The sequence below is a fragment of the Pelodictyon luteolum genome, from assembly GCF_001622165.1.
GTDB lineage: Bacteria > Bacteroidota > Chlorobiia > Chlorobiales > Chlorobiaceae > Chlorobium > Chlorobium luteolum_B.
In genome coordinates this window covers 7,501-22,748 of sequence record NZ_LVWG01000034.1, presented here as the reverse complement: position 1 = coordinate 22,748, position 15,248 = coordinate 7,501, and the positions used below count along the sequence as shown (strand labels likewise).

The following is a 15,248-nucleotide window of genomic DNA, read 5'->3' as shown; positions in this document are numbered from 1 at the left end:
CTGAAGAACCCTTGACCTGCCACATGCAACCCGAATCTCCACGCATCACTGCACGATGGATACTAGCCATCATCGTGCTCTCGGCTCTTGCGGGAGGAACTCTCCATGCGGAACCTGCACTGCAGCCGTGGCATGCCGAGGCTGTCTTCCGAAAAGTCGACCCCGATATCGATGCAGCCCTTCAGGCAATGAGCCTTGAGGAAAAGATCGGCCAGATGCTCATGGCCGATAGTCCTGGTGCCTATATTGAAAAAGACGACCCTGCCCGCATAAAACTCGACCGCCTTGTTTCGGAAGGAAAGATAGGCGGTATCATGTTCCTAAAGGGCAGCATGTTCAGCGCTGCAATGCTGGCCAACCATTTCCAGTCCATCGCGCCGCACCCGCTCTTCATAAGCGCCGACATGGAGCGGGGCCTTGCCATGCGCCTTGAGGGAGCAACCCGGTTTCCATCCGCCATGGCGGTATCTGCGGCAGGAAGCACCGAACTGTCCATGAAAATGGGTGAAGCCATTGCTCTTGAGGCAAAAGCAACCGGCCTGTCATGGAACTTCGCGCCGAGCGTGGACTTGAACAGCAACCCCCTGAACCCGGTCATCAACACCCGTTCTTACGGCGACACCCCTGAGCTCGCATCACGCATGGCTGATGCCCTCATCGAAGGGATGCAGGCCAAGGGGCTTCTTGCCACCGCAAAACACTTCCCCGGCCATGGCAATGTGACAGTCGACAGCCACCTCGCCCTTCCCGTACTCCAGGCCGACAGCCTTCAGCTTGAAGAATATGAGCTAAAACCATTCCGTTCCGCCATCCGCCGTGGCGTCATGTCGGTCATGACCGGACACCTCGCCGTTCCGAAACTGACCGGCACCATGGACCCCGCTTCGATTTCAGCCCCCATCGTCACGGGGCTCCTCCGCCAGGCGCTTGGCTTCAAAGGCCTCATCGTCACCGATGCCCTGAACATGAAAGCCCTCTATGACGGTCATAACGTCGAGGAGATTTCTGTTCTGGCCGTAGCTGCGGGCAACGATGTGCTGCTTTTCTCTCCTGACCCTGAGCGTTCGTTCCACGCCATTCTAGGTGCTGTCCGGAATGGCTCCATCAGCGAAGAAAGGATAAACCAGTCGGTACGAAGAATCCTGCAGGCGAAGCGATGGGCTGGCCTCCGTCCAAAAGCCCTCGTCGACCTGAATCGGGTACCAGAAATGGCGGCGCCGGCCCGGCACATCGAACTGGCCGAATCGATCGCAGCCCGCTCCATCACCTTCACCGGAAAAAGTCGCCATATCTTCCCGATCCGCAAGAAAAAAAGCGGATCGTCCATCCTCCACATCATCCTTCAGGACCGCACGGATCCCAATACCGGTATTGGCTTCATGGCGGGAATGGATAGCGACTGGAAAACAGACCATATCCGGATAACACCCGGCACTACCACTGAGGAGTACACCGAGGCAGAGCGCATCGCAGAAACCGCTCCGGCAATCCTCATCTCGGGCTATCTTTCAGATCCCTCGAAACTCAACAGTCTGCAGCTTGCATTCATCCGTTCGCTCCAGAAACTCTACCAGGAAACCAGGCCGTTCGTGTTCGTGGCATTCGGTTCGCCTTATATGCTCCGGAGCTTTCCCGGAATGGAAAACTGCATCTGCACCTACGATGCAGAAAAAAACAGCGAACAGAACGCCCTAAAGGTGCTTTCCGGCCGGATGGAACCGAACGGGAAACTGCCTGTCGTGTTGCTTAGGGATGCAGCCGGGGAAATCAGCACACCATAATCACCGCCCCATGGGAAAAACCATTCGTGACGAATCAACCGCAAGCGCCTACTGGGCCGCCGTCAATACCTTCTGCCCGCTCAAGGACGTACATGTCATTGCCGACGCACCGGTAGGATGCTATAATCTGGTCGGAGTGGCGGTCATGGACTATACCGATGCAATCCCCTATCTGGAAAACTTCACACCGACCAGCCTGACCGAAAAGGAGATCGCTTCGTCAGGAACCACTGAAATCGTTCGGAACACCATTGAAAAACTCCAGGGTGATGGACGGCAGCTCATCCTCGTTTCAAGCGCAGAAAGCGAAATGATCGGGAGCGACCACGAGCATATGCTCCAGATGCACTTTCCTGAGGTACGATTCTTCCCTTCCGACTCGCTCGGAGAGAACGAGTGGCAGGGGCGAGACCGCGCTCTCTTATGGCTCCACAGCCAGTTCGACGACGGCAAATCCACCAACGTCGAGCCGGGCACCGTCAGCATCATCGGCCCCACCTACGGGTGCTTCAACAGCCCCTCCGACCTCGCCGAACTCAAGCGCCTCATTGCCGGAACGGGCGGGCGCCTGCAGCATGTATTTCCGTTTGAAAGCTCCCTGCGAGACATTGCGGATTTGAAAAATTCCGACGTCATCGTCGTCATGTACCGGGAATTCGGGCTTGCCCTTGCCGAAGCATTAGGAAGACCCGTCCTCTATGCTCCGATGGGCCTTGACGACACCGCCGCCTTCATCATGAACCTTGGGCGCCATATCAAGAAAGAACAGGAGGCAGAAGCCTTCCTGCTTGAAGAAAAACGCACCATCCTCAGACCGCTCTGGGACCTCTGGCGCGGGCCCCAGGCAGAATGGTTTCCCACCGTACGATTCGGCGTGGCAGCGGCCCGGACATATGCAGAAGGCCTCGAGCGTTTCCTCGGGCGGGAGATGGGAATGCAGTGCCTCTTCAGCCTCGACTCCGCTGTCGCCGACAATACGGCCCTGCGTCAGGATCTTGCAGGCAACCCGCCACAGTTCTTTTTTGGCAGGATCGTCGACAAAATCTATCTGGCAGAGCTTGACGCAAAGACCCGTTTCATTCCCGCAGGCTTTCCGGGACCCATCGTCCGCCGCGCTCTTGGAACACCCTTCATGGGCCACAGCGGAGCGGTCTACATCCTGCAGGAGATCGTCAATGCGCTTTACGACATGCTCTTCAACTTCCTGCCCATCAACCGCGTCCGGGCATCGGGCGAAGCACCCGCTCCGGAAATCCCCTGGAGCCCCGAAGCCGGCGAACTCCTCGACCGCATAGTCGCAAAAGCGCCCTTCATCAGCCAGATCTCTTTCGGCCGCGAGCTGAGAAAAAAAGCCGAAGCCCTTGCGGCAAAACAGGGAAAAGAAACAGTGACTCCCGACATCATTCAGCTCCTGCGCTAAACAGGAGCCCCGCTTGAGGACAGCCTGCTTTAGGCAGTTGCCTTATTTGGAAATTCAAAGAATTCTTCGTACCATTCAAGTCCACTTTACGGAACCGGGGTAGTGGGGCCCAAGAGCCCCGTAGCCCTCCCGGTCTGGATATACCATCAAAAAGAGGCTGCATTAAGATTTTCCTATACGGACGGTCGACCGAAAGGACGTCGCGCCGGCATGGATTTGAAACGACGAGACACACCATGTCTGACAATCTGGAATCGCAGGTTATGCTGTCCATCACCCTGCCCGACGGAACCATCAAGCAGTTTCCGAAAGGAAGCTCGGGCCTCGACATAGCACTCTCCATCGGGCGCAGGCTCGCTGATGCCGCAATTGCCGTCATGGTAGACGGACATGCGGCGGATCTCTCCATGCCGATTGAGATGGACTGTGCACTCTCCATCATCACCTTTGATTCGCCTGAAGGGCACGAAATATTCTGGCACAGCGCAAGCCATATCATGGCGTCGGCTATTGAGGAGCTCTTCCCCGGTTCGCGCTTCGGTGCCGGACCTGCAGTTGAGCAGGGATTCTACTACGACATCGCTTCCAGCCACCGCTTCAATGAAGACGACCTTCGCAACATCGAGAAAAAGATGCTTGAGATCGCAGGCCGCGACACCCCGATCGTCCGAGAAGAGATGACACGCGAGGCTGCCATCGAATTCTTTAAAACGGTCCGCAACGACCCCTACAAGGTCGAAATCCTTGAGGACACACTCAAAAACGTCCCGACTGTATCGCTCTACCATGAAGGGGGATTCACCGATCTCTGCACCGGCCCGCATCTCCCCTCGACCTCCAGGCTCAAGGCGGTACGACTCTTTAACATCTCGTCCTCGTTCTGGCGCGGAGACTCGTCTCGCGAGAGCATGCAGCGGATCTACGGCATTGCATTCCCATCAGAAAAGCTTCTGAAGGAGCATCTCGAACGCCTAGAAGAAGCCAGAAAACGCGACCACCGAAGGCTCGGCCAGGAGCTCAAGCTCTTCATGCTCTCTCCCGAAATCGGTAGCGGCCTGCCGGTTTGGCTCCCCAAGGGTGCCATCATCCGTCAGGAGCTCGAAACCTTCCTGAAGGACGAACAGCGCCGGCGCGGATACCTGCCGGTCTACACGCCGCACATCGGCAACATCGAACTCTACAAGCGCTCGGGCCACTACCCTTACTATAGCGATTCGCAGTTCCCTCCGCTGACATACCATGATGAGGACGGCAAGCAGGAGCAGTACCTCCTCAAGCCGATGAACTGCCCGCACCACCACCTTATCTATAGCTCCGAAATGCGGAGCTACCGAGACCTGCCGATCCGGCTGACGGAGTTCGGTACGGTCTACCGCCATGAACAGTCCGGCGAACTCAACGGCCTGGTGCGAGCAAGAGGGTTCACACAGGACGACTCGCATATCTACTGCCGTCCCGACCAGCTGGTTGACGAGATCTGCAATGCGATCGACCTTACGCAGTTTGTCTTCCGCACACTCGGATTTGATTCGGTGGAAACTCGCCTTTCTATGCATGATCCGGAGAATCAGGCCAAATACGGCGGCACCCCGGAGGTCTGGGAACAGGCCGAAAAGGATGTAACGGAAGCCGCGGACCGCATGGGCATCAAGTATTTCATCGGCATTGGCGAGGCTAGTTTCTATGGGCCCAAGATAGACTTCATCGTCCGCGACGCGCTCGGCCGCAAATGGCAGCTCGGCACGGTCCAGGTCGACTATGTCATGCCGGAGCGATTCGATCTCTCCTATGTCGGAAACGACGGACAGAAACACCGCCCTGTCGTCATCCACCGGGCGCCTTTCGGCTCGATGGAGCGCTTCATCGGAGTGCTCATTGAGCATACCGCAGGCAACTTCCCGCTCTGGCTCGCACCGGTTCAGGCCGTCGTCCTGCCGATCGCTGAAGATGTTCACGAGTACGCTCGCAGGGTTAAGGACGCCATGCTCGCGGCAGGCATCCGCACTGAACTGGACCTGCGCAGTGAAAAAATCGGAAAGAAGATCCGCGAATCGGAACTTTCGAAAATCCCCTGCATGGTCGTTGTCGGCCAGAAGGAAGAGGAGAAGGGAGATGTCTCGCTCCGCCGCCACCGCAAGGGCGACGAAGGCACCCTCAGCATACAGGACATGATTGAGAGACTCCGGGAGGAGATCGACCGAAAAGCCTGATCACCAACCAAACCAGAACGCATGAAGAAACAGAAGGCGACATCCCAGAAACCGAAAATCACTTATCGGGTCAATGAGCAGATCCGCGTGCCCGAAGTCCGCATCATCTTCCCGGACGGAACGCAGCAGGTCATGAAAACCATTGATGCCCGCCGGATGGCAGAGGACCGCAATACGGATCTGATAGAAGTGCAGCCGAACGCAGAACCACCCGTATGCAAGTTCGATAACCTCGGCAAGTTGCTCTACAAGATGGCGCAACGTGACAAGGACCTGAAAAAGAAGCAGAAAACCACGACCCTGAAGGAACTCCGCTTCCATCCGAACACCGACAAGCATGATTTCGATTTCAAGACGGCTCATCTCGAAGAGTTCCTCCGCAAAGGGAACCGCGTCCGGGCCACTATCGTCTTTCTGGGCCGTTCGATCATATACAAGGACAAGGGCTTAGAACTGGCCGATCGCCTGACGGAGCGCCTCAGCGTCGTCGGTAACCGTGAGGGAGAGCCGAAGTTCGAAGGAAAGAAACTGTTCGTCTACTTCGAACCCGACAAGAAAAAGATCGACGCCTACGAACGGATCCGTTTGAAAACGGGAGTCCCGCTGGCACCTCTCGAAGAATCGGCCGATGCCGAGGACTAGACACGAACTTTGCACATTCTTTTGATAAAAAAACAACGACAGTCATGCCTAAAATGAAATCGCACCGCGGTGCATGCAAACGGTTCAAGGCCACCGCATCAGGAAAAATCAAGCGTGAACGGATGAACGGATCGCACAACCTGGAAAAGAAGAACAGGAAACGCACCCGCCGCCTCCACCAGTCGACCATGCTGGACAACGCGACCAAGGAGAAGCAGATCAAGCGGATGATCCTTGCCTGACACATTCAAACATTAACCTTACACAACGATGCCTAAAGCAAATAACGCTGTCGCCTCAAAGGCCCGCAGGAAAAGAGTATTAAAGAAAGCCAAAGGATACTGGGGATCGCGCGGCAATATCCTGACCGTCGTCAAACATGCTGTTGACAAAGGCGAACAGTACGCCTACCGCGACCGCCGCGCTAAAAAGCGCAGCTTCCGCTCGCTCTGGATCATTCGCATCAACGCAGCGGCCCGCCTGAACGGCACAACCTATTCAAGGCTGATGGACGCAATGATCAAAAAGAACGTTGAGATAGACCGCAAGACCATGGCTGACATCGCCGTCAGGGATCCCGAGGCGTTTACCCAGCTTGTAAAAACCATCATTGACTGAGATTCCCCGCAGTAAATGGAAAACAGCATTCGAAGCCTCCGGGAGGAGATCGCAGGATTCAGGATCAGCTCTGCCGATGAACTTGAGGCGTTCCGCCTCCGGTACACCGTACGCAAAGGACTGATTGCAGGACTCTTCGCACAGTTGAAATCGGTCGATCCCGCCCGAAGGCCCGAAATCGGCAATATGCTCAACCAGCTGAAAGCCGAAGCCGAAGCCAGAGTGGAAGAGGTTGCCGAATCGCTAGAAAAAAAGGCATCGAAAGCGGGCCCATTGATTGATCTCTCGCTCCCCGGGCGACGCCATTTCACCGGCAGCGAACACCCCGTACAGAAAGTGCTCGGCGAGATGAAGCAGATCTTTTCCGACATGGGCTTCACTATCGCCACGGGCCCCGAACTGGAACTCGGCAGCTACAACTTCGATATGCTGAACTTCCCCCCCGACCATCCGGCCAGGGACATGCAGGATACATTCTTCGTCAAGCGCGACGGCACAGAGAATGACGTTCTTCTCCGGACCCACACCTCTCCGGTGCAGGTAAGGGTGATGCTTGACCGTAAGCCGCCGATCAGGGTGATATGCCCCGGGAAAGTATACCGCAACGAAGCCATCAGCGCACGAAGCTACTGCGTCTTCCATCAGCTTGAAGGCCTCTACATCGACAAGGGCGTGACCTTTGCCGACTTGAAAGCCACAATCTACTCATTCGCACGCCAGATGTTCGGTAGCGATGTCCAACTCCGCTTCCGGCCGAGCTTTTTCCCATTCACCGAGCCCTCGGCAGAGGTCGATGTCACCTGCTACCTCTGCGGAGGCAAAGGGTGCAGGGTCTGCAAGAAATCAGGCTGGCTTGAGATCATGGGATGCGGCATGGTACATCCAAACGTCATGCGCAGCGCAGGTATCGACCCTGAAATATGGAGTGGCTACGCGTTCGGCATGGGTGTAGACAGGACAGTACTCCTTAAATACAAGATCGACGACATCCGGCTCCTCTTCGAGAACGACCTTCGTATGCTCCGCCAGTTCCCCGCCTGAAGAACCGCCCCTACGCATCTCCGCTTCTGTCCCGAAGCGCTTTCGTCCATGACTCCATGGCCTCGTTGGCTGTCGGATTTGGCGCCTCGAGAAAGGTGACAATAAACCCGTTTTCCACTTCGGCAACCCCTATGGAGCGCGGTCGTACCGCCAGCACATAGGGAGTCGGCATCTCTTTGCCGAAGCAGAACAGAAGGTTTCTTGCTGCCTTGATTCCCTCACCAATCACCCCTCCAGGAAGCGCGGCCGTGTGAGCATAATGATCGAACTCACCGATATAGGCGACTGCCGGGTTTGCATCAATGCAGCGTTTGAAATGAGCGATGATATCATCCACACTACGGCAACTGGTCTCGCTACGGTCAAATTGTGTGGTAAAGACGGGATATTTTTCCTGCAGAAGGGTCTGGATCATTGTATAGGGGTGCTTGAGTGGAATGATGCTTTGATGTTATGAATAAGCAGCTGACGGGTAGAATGAAAAAAGCTCCACAGTCCAGAAGAACGCGGAGCTTTCAACTTACAACGTGTGGATCCATAGGTGGGAGATTCCCGCCTTTGGATCCTAGCGCAGGAGGAGACCCTTAAGCCTCCGCCCCTTCAGCTTCAACCTCGAAAGTCACCTTCACAGTGACGTCCGAGAACAGCTTTGCCTCGGCCTCATACTTACCGAGCAACTTTACAGGAGCCTCCAGAGTGATCTTGCGCCTGTCGATTTCCACACCGGCAACCTTCAATGCATCGGCGATGTCACCGGCGGTGACGGTACCGAACAGCTTGCCGGACTCACCGGCCTTTGCCTGCACTTTCAGGACCATCTGCTCAATCTTCTGTGCGAGTTCACGAGCACTCACTCTCTGCAGCTCGACTTTTCTTGCCTGCTGCTTTTTCTCTGTCTCAAGAGCTTTGAGGGTTCCCTCGGTAGCCCTCGTGGCCATACCCTGCGGAATAAGGTAGTTGTTGGCGTAACCGTTCTTCACGGAAACAACTTCACCTGCATCGCCAAGGGCAGCCACATCTTTTCTTAAAATGACTTTCACGTCTAGCTTCCTTGTTTCAATGGATTGCGAAATTTTTATTTGTACTCGTCGGCAACGTAGGGGATGACCGCGAGGAACCGTGCCCACTTCACTGAATGGGTCAGGAGGTTCTGCTCTTTTGCGGTAAGGCCCGTGATGCGGCGGGGGATAATTTTACCCTGGTCGTTGATGAATCTTTTCAGCTTGCGCTCGTCACGATAGTCAAAGAACACGACCTGATTCTTCGACACCTTTCTCTTAGAAGCCAGGGCGTTGCTGATGGACTTATTGCCCTGCGCCCTTGTGGTTTTCTGTCTCATTGGTTTCATGTGCAGATTTTGCTTGCCCCCGCCTCTCAGTCGGAGGACAGGTATTTGTATTCATAAATGTGGTCATTGTCCTCACCGTGTGCATCTTCATGATGGACATCATGAAAATCATCCTCGATGAAACCGTCGTGATCGTCCTCGCCGTCGTCCTTTTTGCGTTTGTTGAGGAACTGGATCCGTCGGGCCTTGATCTCGACCACTGTCCTTGATGTTCCGTCCTGCGCCTTCCATGTCCGGCTCTGTAATTCGCCGTCTACAAGGACCGCTGAACTTTTCCTGAGATTGTCCCGGCAGCTCTCGGCAAGCTTGTTCCACGCAACCACACCGACGTAGCATACGTCTTCCTGCCACTGGTGGTTGCTATCACGGAACCTGCGGTTGCAGGCAATTGAGAAATTTACAACCGGAGTGCCTCCTGAATTAGTCTGCCTGAAAACAGGGTCTTTGGTAAGATTGCCAGCAATGATGACGCTGTTAATCTCAGGCATTTTCAATTCAGCCATAACATCTTCTCCGTTTGTTTCTCAATAAGTCCTATCAATCCGCTACTACTGCGTCAAACCTTCAGTCACAATTCTCACTTGGAGGCCTTTTCGGCTGCATCCGTTTCGCTGGCTACGTTGTCTTCAGGGCTGCCGATGACCACGCTGTATTTCTCGACGCGCTTGCGCATCTCGAGGAGAGGGGTCGTCAGATGCACGATCAGATAGCGAAGCAGGACTTCTTCGTAGCGGAGTACCCGCTCGATCTCTGCAATGACCGGTGTTGCTGCGGTAAATTCAATGTGGGCATAATACCCGATGGTTTTCTTTTTGATCGGATAGGCGGTCTTGCGCCTGCCGATGTCAAGGACGCTGCTGATGCTTCCGCCCTTTTCGGTGATGACCTTCTGCACCATCTCCATCGCGGCTGCGATTGCTTCATCCTGAAGCCCGCCGTCAATGATGACCGTACATTCGTACAGTTTGTTTGTTTCCATAGCGCAATGAAATAATGATTGAGAGTACTCAGCTGCTTGCATGCGGCGAGGGTCCGGGTTTGCGCAAACCGGCCCCACGGCTTCACGCGTTCAGGCGTGAACACCGCGTGCAAATTTGGACCTTAAATGTAAGACATTGCAATCTTTTTTCCAACCGCCGCAACATCCCGAGAAAAAGATGGGCCCTCCTACCGGGAGACGGCCGCCGGAAGGAATTCAAGAATGATTGGCGCATGATCGGAATTTTTCTCCGGCACGTCGACCTCTGCCCGGAGAATCCGATCTTTTCGATATTCGGAAAGGTAAAAACAGTCAATCCGCCAGCCGAGATTGCGTTCCCTGGCCATTCGCCAGTAAGGCCACCAGGTAAAAAGATCATCCCGTTCCGGGTTCATCTCGCGCATCACGTCGGTGAGTCCAAGCGCAATCAGGCGGTCGATCGAAGAGCGCTCCTCCGGCCGAAGCCCCGTTGCACCGGGTTTGTTCTGGGAGTGGTGAAGATCAATCTGGCGGTGAGCCACGTTCATGTCGCCGGTCACGAGCACCTGCCTTCCGCTGGCGAGAAGTTCCCGGACGTACTCCCGCATGGCCTCAAGGTAGCTGAGCTTGATGCCGTAGTGCTGAGGAGTGTCGCCCCGCGGCACATAGGTACCGATGATGGATACCGGTCCAGCATGCACCGCCACCGTCCTGTTCTCAATATCGAAGGGTGGGATTTCGAACGATGCACCCTCATGTTCGGAGCTCTCCTTCATGAGAATTCCCGTTCCACTGTATCCCTTTTTAAACGATGAGCCGTTCCAGAACGAACGGTAGCCGGCAAGCGACATGATGCTCTGGGGAATTTCCTCGACAGAGGCCTTCACCTCCTGCAGGACGAGGACATCCGGAGAACATTGCCTGACCCATGATGCAAGCGCAGCCTCGCGCGCCCTGATACCATTGACGTTCCATGATGCGACTTTCACCCCTGTGCCTCCCTGAGGAACGCAATGATTCTGGCAGACACCCGCTCAGAAGAAATGTCCGTCATGCAGCGGAAATGACCTTTGGGACAATGGTCCCTTCCGATATGGGAGCAGGGCCTGCAGCCAAGTCCCGGAACTTCGAAAAGCTCGAACGTCGAGCGGTAGGGCAGGAACCCGAAGGCCTGTGCCGAGGAGCCGAACAGCACAAATAGGCGTTTCTCGAACGCAGAAGCCATGTGCATCAATCCCGTATCGTTTGTAAGGACTGCGTCGGAGCGCTGCAACAGCGCAGCTGTCTCCATGAGAGAACAGCCTCCGGCAAGATTGCGCACTGACTCAGAAACACCGGCCGGCAACAGTGCCATGATCTCCAGTGCATGTACGGCATCCTCATTTCCCCCCAGGAGCACAATCCTTAATGGGGAAGCACCATCAAGAATATTGATGATTGCCTCAGCGAACCGGGCTGGGGGCCAGCGTTTGGTAAAATGGCGGGCACCGAAGCAGACTGCCAGCACCGGGCCATTACCCGGTAAAATCCCGCCAGAAAAAGCCGTATCAGATGCTGATGGCCATAGTTCGCATCCGGGATCGTCGCTATTGACTCCAAGCCCGGAGAGCGCCGAACCGTACCGTTCGACCACGGAGGGTGCTTCACCGTATACATCAATCTTAAAATGCACGAGAAGCCACTTCTTCCAGTTGCCTTTACGATACCGGACCGTTTTTTTAGCCTCGACTTTCCTGAGCAGAGCGCGCGAACGCCGGTTGTTCTGAAGATCCACAACAAGATCATAGGACGAATCCGCAGGCAGGCCTTCAGGAGTAAAGAGCCCTGACAGCCGGGGGTTTCCTGCGAGCAGGGGGATAAACTGGCTTCTGGTGCAGAAATCAATTTTGGCTTCCGGCCACCGGGCCCTGATCCAGCGTACCACCGGCGTAGTAAGGATGATATCTCCAATAGAGCTCAGACGGACAACGAGTATCGACTGCACAGTCTCCATGGTGTCAGGACCAGAATTCCCACCAGGCACGGTAGCCAGCGGGTTTTTCAGGCTCAGTGGGGCGGCCGAGCCGCACCAGAGCATCGGCGGCGGCGTTTCGAAGCGCCTCAAGCCCCCCTACCCCTCCCTTCCGCTCATCGAGCATCTCTCCGGCCATCCTGAACGCCTGAAACGCTTCATCCCTCCGGCCGAGCCCCTCAAGGGCAGAACCCCTTGAAAATACTGCCCGAATCCATAGTTTGCCACCGTCTTCCTCCAACTCTCCACGACGATTGAAATAATAGAGCGCACGGTCTGCCGACTCCAGCCCGGCACCATGCTCTCCGAGCCCCGTAAGGGCCCCGGCAAGCACTGCGTGGACAAATGCCTCGAATCCTGCATGATCAAAGGCCTCCTCAGAAGGAATCGAACGAGCCGCATCCGTAGCGCCGCGGCAGCTTGCCGCCGCCTCGGCGTGAAGGCCATCTTGAAGCTGGCGCTCCGCCTCGCTCAGCGCAAGGTAGGCTTCGGCAACCGATCGCAGTGGTTTCATATGCTAGAGGGGGTAATAAGGACTGATTTATGTTGTTATGCCTCTCCAACGCCCATGAGAGCCGCCAGCGCCGACGGGATCTCAGGGCGCCCCCGGCCGTTCAGGGCGGTACCGATGATTTTAGCGTTGAGCGCCGGCTTCATGTCTGGCAGACAGAGTATATCCTGATAGAATGCAAACTTGAGTGTGGATTCTCTATGTAGCCGCAGGGTGACCAGAAACCGGTCGCCGCTCTTCAGGGGAGAGCGGTAATCAAGCTCGGCGCGGACGACAACGAGGTTGACCCCCATCCGGGTGTACTCGCTGAAATCAATACCGACGCTTTTGAGATACTCGTGCCGGGCATGCTCCAGATAATTCTGGTAGACACTGTTATTGACAATCCCCTGCATGTCGCACTCATAGTCCCGTACATCCATCTCAAGGGTGAACGTATGCTGCTCTCTTTGCATCAACGCATCTGTTCCGGTTCATGAAAGAACATGGCCGGATATCCAGCCATGCATTGCAAAAGAAGCCCCAGAGGGAGCCGCAGCAACAAAATAACACAGTCTCCACTGAATTCCCACTCCCGAAGGATGCTGAAACATGCTCAGTAGCGGTAAAGGGCAGCAATCCCTGTCATGGAGGGCATCTCGGATGAAGAGAGGACAAGCACCTCGCCGCCCTTCTGGCGAACGATTTCTCCGATGTCATCCAGGACATCATCAACGGTCGGGTCTTCCAGCGAAACAAACTCTACAGTACCCGTAACAGGGTCTACCTTTCCCGCAATGAGTTTTTCCCGATCAATGAGCAGGCGTGCTATCCGACCACCAACTGCGGCTACGGCAGCATCTTCCGGATCGATTGTACCCATTCCTGAAGCAATGGCTTCAGCACAGGCTTCAGCCGCTGACCGGATCCGACCGGCAATGACCGGAGCCATGACATCCCAGGCCTTTTCCCTGAGTACTTCAGTTGTCATGCTTTGCGGATCTGCCGAAATCCCTGCTTCGAGCAATGATGCGTTTCGGCTGATTTTGCGAAACAGACCCTGATGTTCGGGAAGCGCGGCGAGCATTAGCGGTAGGCCGGAAGGGTTTGAATAGCGCTCCAGCACGCCCGTGTCGACCGCTCGGAAAAACTTTTCATTATCCAGCTCCTCCTCATCCCGCTTTGAACTATGCCCGTGGCGGATAACTCCACCGGCGCCGGCGGAACCGAATGAAGCAATGGTTATCTCAGGCCCCGTCGTTTCGCTTCCAAGTACCTGTAGCATGTTCCGGGGCATATCCGGCGGCAACTCGATCTCATCGACGGCGTAGCGATCTGCATCAAACAGTCTGATGTTCTGGCGCGTGAGGCAGAGCAGGTGGAAGCGCTCGGTCGACTGCATCACACGGAGGAGCGGCTTGGTATGAAAACTATCGGCCGACACCGCCAACTCACGTGGCACGTGAGGAAATCGGTAGGTTCGGAAGACGCCCTCGGCGCCAAACACGGCAAGCCCATCGAGGGTATGGTTCCAGAACCCATCATCATCGCCGAGCGCGCGAAACGGTTCCAATAGCGGTAGGGTATCACGTGCGGGATACTTTCTCTGGAGGGACTCTTCGAGAGCGTTGACTAAATTTTTATAGCGGAGCCGGTCCTGACGGTTATCGGGATAGCTGCGGTGCGTTTCCTGATAGAGCGAGAGGCAAGGTGAAGCGGGGCGTTCATCGAGTCCCGGAAAGAAGCCGGGCAGTGAAGTAGCCATATATTCCTCCTGTTTTCATTGAAACATTTTTCATGCTCATAATCAATACGGCATGAAGACGCATCTATATCAACACAGGAAGAAAGGAAAGCGTTCGGGCGAGCGACTCATCCTCGTCCCGCACAAATCCATATGCTTACACCAGCGCAACCTCAGTCGAGAACCCCCATCCAACTCCGTGCGCAGTCTCAATCAATGTACCTCCGGCAACTTGCGTTTTCAGGCGTAGCCGATGAACGACGGCCTCCAACGCCTTGTTGCCATGCACGTCGTTCCTGTAGCCCATATGTGCAAGTATCGCATTGCGTGATACAGCCATCTGATTGGATGATGCCAGAAGCGACATGAACTCGAACTCTTTGATTGTCAGCTTGACCATAGTACCTCGCGGCCCGGCGAGCACCCATCCGTTTCTCAGGATTTTCCATTTCGAATGATGCCCCTGCTGCATGTCCATGCTGTTGACCAGCACTTCAGCATGGGCAGCTTGGCCCCGGTTCAGAAGGTTGTTAACCAACACCGAAAACTCTCCAAGGTCGACAGGCTTACAGAAGCATGCCAAAGCGCCTGCATGGTAGACGGCCAGCCGGACCTTTCTGTCTACAGAACCGGCCAGCATGATGGAAGAGATTGTCGTATTTCGCTTCAGGAACCTTGCTACGAGAAGTCCGTTCTGATCCGACAGCTCGGCTTCAAGCACAGCCAACCGAAACTCCCTATGTGCAAGAAGTCCGTAGAACTCCAGTGCGGATGCAGCAGTATCTACATCATGCCCCTCATCCTGAAGCATCGCCGCAAGTCGACCCCGGCATTCAGGGTCGCTCACCACAATGACGATCCTTCTGCTGGCCGGCTGCTCAATCCGGTATGAATTGCTCATATGGGAATCCGTTGTAGTGAAATGCAGTTATTTTTCACTTTAGCCAACAACCGCATACTATTCAACAAATAATTACCTACTTCT

Annotated in this window: 18 protein-coding genes; 7 read left to right on the top strand and 11 right to left on the bottom strand. The window is 55.4% G+C overall.

Features of this window, described 5'->3' with window-relative positions; genetic code table 11:
• Window positions 1–23: 23 nt before the first annotated feature.
• From A3K90_RS08245 to pheS, 7 genes are all read left to right on the top strand, one after another.
• Entirely contained in the window at window positions 24–1,781 is a 1,758-nt protein-coding gene (locus A3K90_RS08245; RefSeq protein WP_303682140.1) for a glycoside hydrolase family 3 protein, read from the top strand.
• 10 nt (window positions 1,782–1,791) lie between these two features.
• Window positions 1,792–3,201, top strand: coding sequence for a chlorophyllide a reductase subunit Z (gene bchZ / locus A3K90_RS08240; protein ID WP_303682139.1), 1,410 nt, complete (start codon window positions 1,792–1,794; stop codon window positions 3,199–3,201).
• A gap of 236 nt (window positions 3,202–3,437) precedes the next feature.
• Complete coding sequence (gene thrS, locus A3K90_RS08235) at window positions 3,438–5,411, top strand: threonine--tRNA ligase (RefSeq protein WP_303682138.1); 1,974 nt, start codon at window positions 3,438–3,440, stop codon at window positions 5,409–5,411.
• A gap of 21 nt (window positions 5,412–5,432) precedes the next feature.
• Complete coding sequence (infC, locus tag A3K90_RS08230; RefSeq protein WP_303682137.1) at window positions 5,433–6,053, top strand: translation initiation factor IF-3; 621 nt, start codon at window positions 5,433–5,435, stop codon at window positions 6,051–6,053.
• Between the two features lie 44 nt (window positions 6,054–6,097).
• Window positions 6,098–6,295: a 50S ribosomal protein L35 gene (rpmI, locus tag A3K90_RS08225; protein ID WP_011356887.1), complete on the top strand. Its 198-nt coding sequence runs from the start codon at window positions 6,098–6,100 to the stop codon at window positions 6,293–6,295.
• Window positions 6,296–6,323: 28 nt separating this feature from the next.
• Complete coding sequence (rplT, locus tag A3K90_RS08220) at window positions 6,324–6,671, top strand: 50S ribosomal protein L20 (RefSeq protein ID WP_303682136.1); 348 nt, start codon at window positions 6,324–6,326, stop codon at window positions 6,669–6,671.
• A gap of 15 nt (window positions 6,672–6,686) precedes the next feature.
• Window positions 6,687–7,712 (top strand): phenylalanine--tRNA ligase subunit alpha, encoded by a 1,026-nt coding sequence (gene pheS / locus A3K90_RS08215; protein WP_303682135.1) that lies wholly within the window; start codon window positions 6,687–6,689, stop codon window positions 7,710–7,712.
• 10 nt (window positions 7,713–7,722) lie between these two features.
• On the opposite strand, the gene A3K90_RS08210 is transcribed toward pheS, so the two are convergent.
• The 11 genes from A3K90_RS08210 to A3K90_RS08160 all read right to left on the bottom strand — a co-directional run bounded on the left by A3K90_RS08210 (window position 7,723) and on the right by A3K90_RS08160 (window position 15,164).
• On the bottom strand, window positions 7,723–8,127 hold the full coding sequence (locus A3K90_RS08210) for a DUF6858 family protein (RefSeq protein ID WP_303682133.1): 405 nt from the start codon (window positions 8,125–8,127) through the stop codon (window positions 7,723–7,725).
• A gap of 169 nt (window positions 8,128–8,296) precedes the next feature.
• Window positions 8,297–8,752, bottom strand: coding sequence for a 50S ribosomal protein L9 (gene rplI / locus A3K90_RS08205; RefSeq protein ID WP_303682132.1), 456 nt, complete (start codon window positions 8,750–8,752; stop codon window positions 8,297–8,299).
• A 35-nt stretch (window positions 8,753–8,787) separates the two neighbouring features.
• Entirely contained in the window at window positions 8,788–9,060 is a 273-nt protein-coding gene (rpsR, locus tag A3K90_RS08200; RefSeq protein WP_303682131.1) for a 30S ribosomal protein S18, read from the bottom strand.
• A gap of 26 nt (window positions 9,061–9,086) precedes the next feature.
• Window positions 9,087–9,563 (bottom strand): single-stranded DNA-binding protein, encoded by a 477-nt coding sequence (gene ssb / locus A3K90_RS08195; RefSeq protein WP_303682130.1) that lies wholly within the window; start codon window positions 9,561–9,563, stop codon window positions 9,087–9,089.
• Between the two features lie 74 nt (window positions 9,564–9,637).
• A complete protein-coding gene (gene rpsF / locus A3K90_RS08190) occupies window positions 9,638–10,039 on the bottom strand; it encodes a 30S ribosomal protein S6 (RefSeq protein ID WP_303682129.1) in 402 nt (133 codons plus the stop codon).
• A gap of 188 nt (window positions 10,040–10,227) precedes the next feature.
• On the bottom strand, window positions 10,228–11,007 hold the full coding sequence (locus A3K90_RS08185; RefSeq protein ID WP_303682128.1) for an exodeoxyribonuclease III: 780 nt from the start codon (window positions 11,005–11,007) through the stop codon (window positions 10,228–10,230).
• Window positions 11,004–12,011, bottom strand: a complete 1,008-nt coding sequence (locus A3K90_RS08180; RefSeq protein WP_303682127.1) for a glycosyltransferase family 9 protein — start codon at window positions 12,009–12,011, stop codon at window positions 11,004–11,006. Before A3K90_RS08180 ends, A3K90_RS08185 begins: the two co-directional genes overlap by 4 nt.
• Window positions 12,012–12,015: 4 nt before the next feature.
• On the bottom strand, window positions 12,016–12,543 hold the full coding sequence (locus A3K90_RS08175) for a DUF3856 domain-containing protein (RefSeq protein WP_303682126.1): 528 nt from the start codon (window positions 12,541–12,543) through the stop codon (window positions 12,016–12,018).
• A gap of 35 nt (window positions 12,544–12,578) precedes the next feature.
• Window positions 12,579–12,995: a thioesterase family protein gene (locus tag A3K90_RS08170; protein ID WP_303682125.1), complete on the bottom strand. Its 417-nt coding sequence runs from the start codon at window positions 12,993–12,995 to the stop codon at window positions 12,579–12,581.
• Window positions 12,996–13,135: 140 nt separating this feature from the next.
• Window positions 13,136–14,284, bottom strand: coding sequence for a hypothetical protein (locus tag A3K90_RS08165; protein ID WP_303682124.1), 1,149 nt, complete (start codon window positions 14,282–14,284; stop codon window positions 13,136–13,138).
• A gap of 136 nt (window positions 14,285–14,420) precedes the next feature.
• Window positions 14,421–15,164 carry a response regulator transcription factor gene (locus A3K90_RS08160; protein ID WP_303682123.1) on the bottom strand — a complete coding sequence of 248 codons (744 nt, stop codon included), beginning with the start codon at window positions 15,162–15,164 and terminating at the stop codon, window positions 14,421–14,423.
• Window positions 15,165–15,248 lie beyond the last annotated feature (84 nt).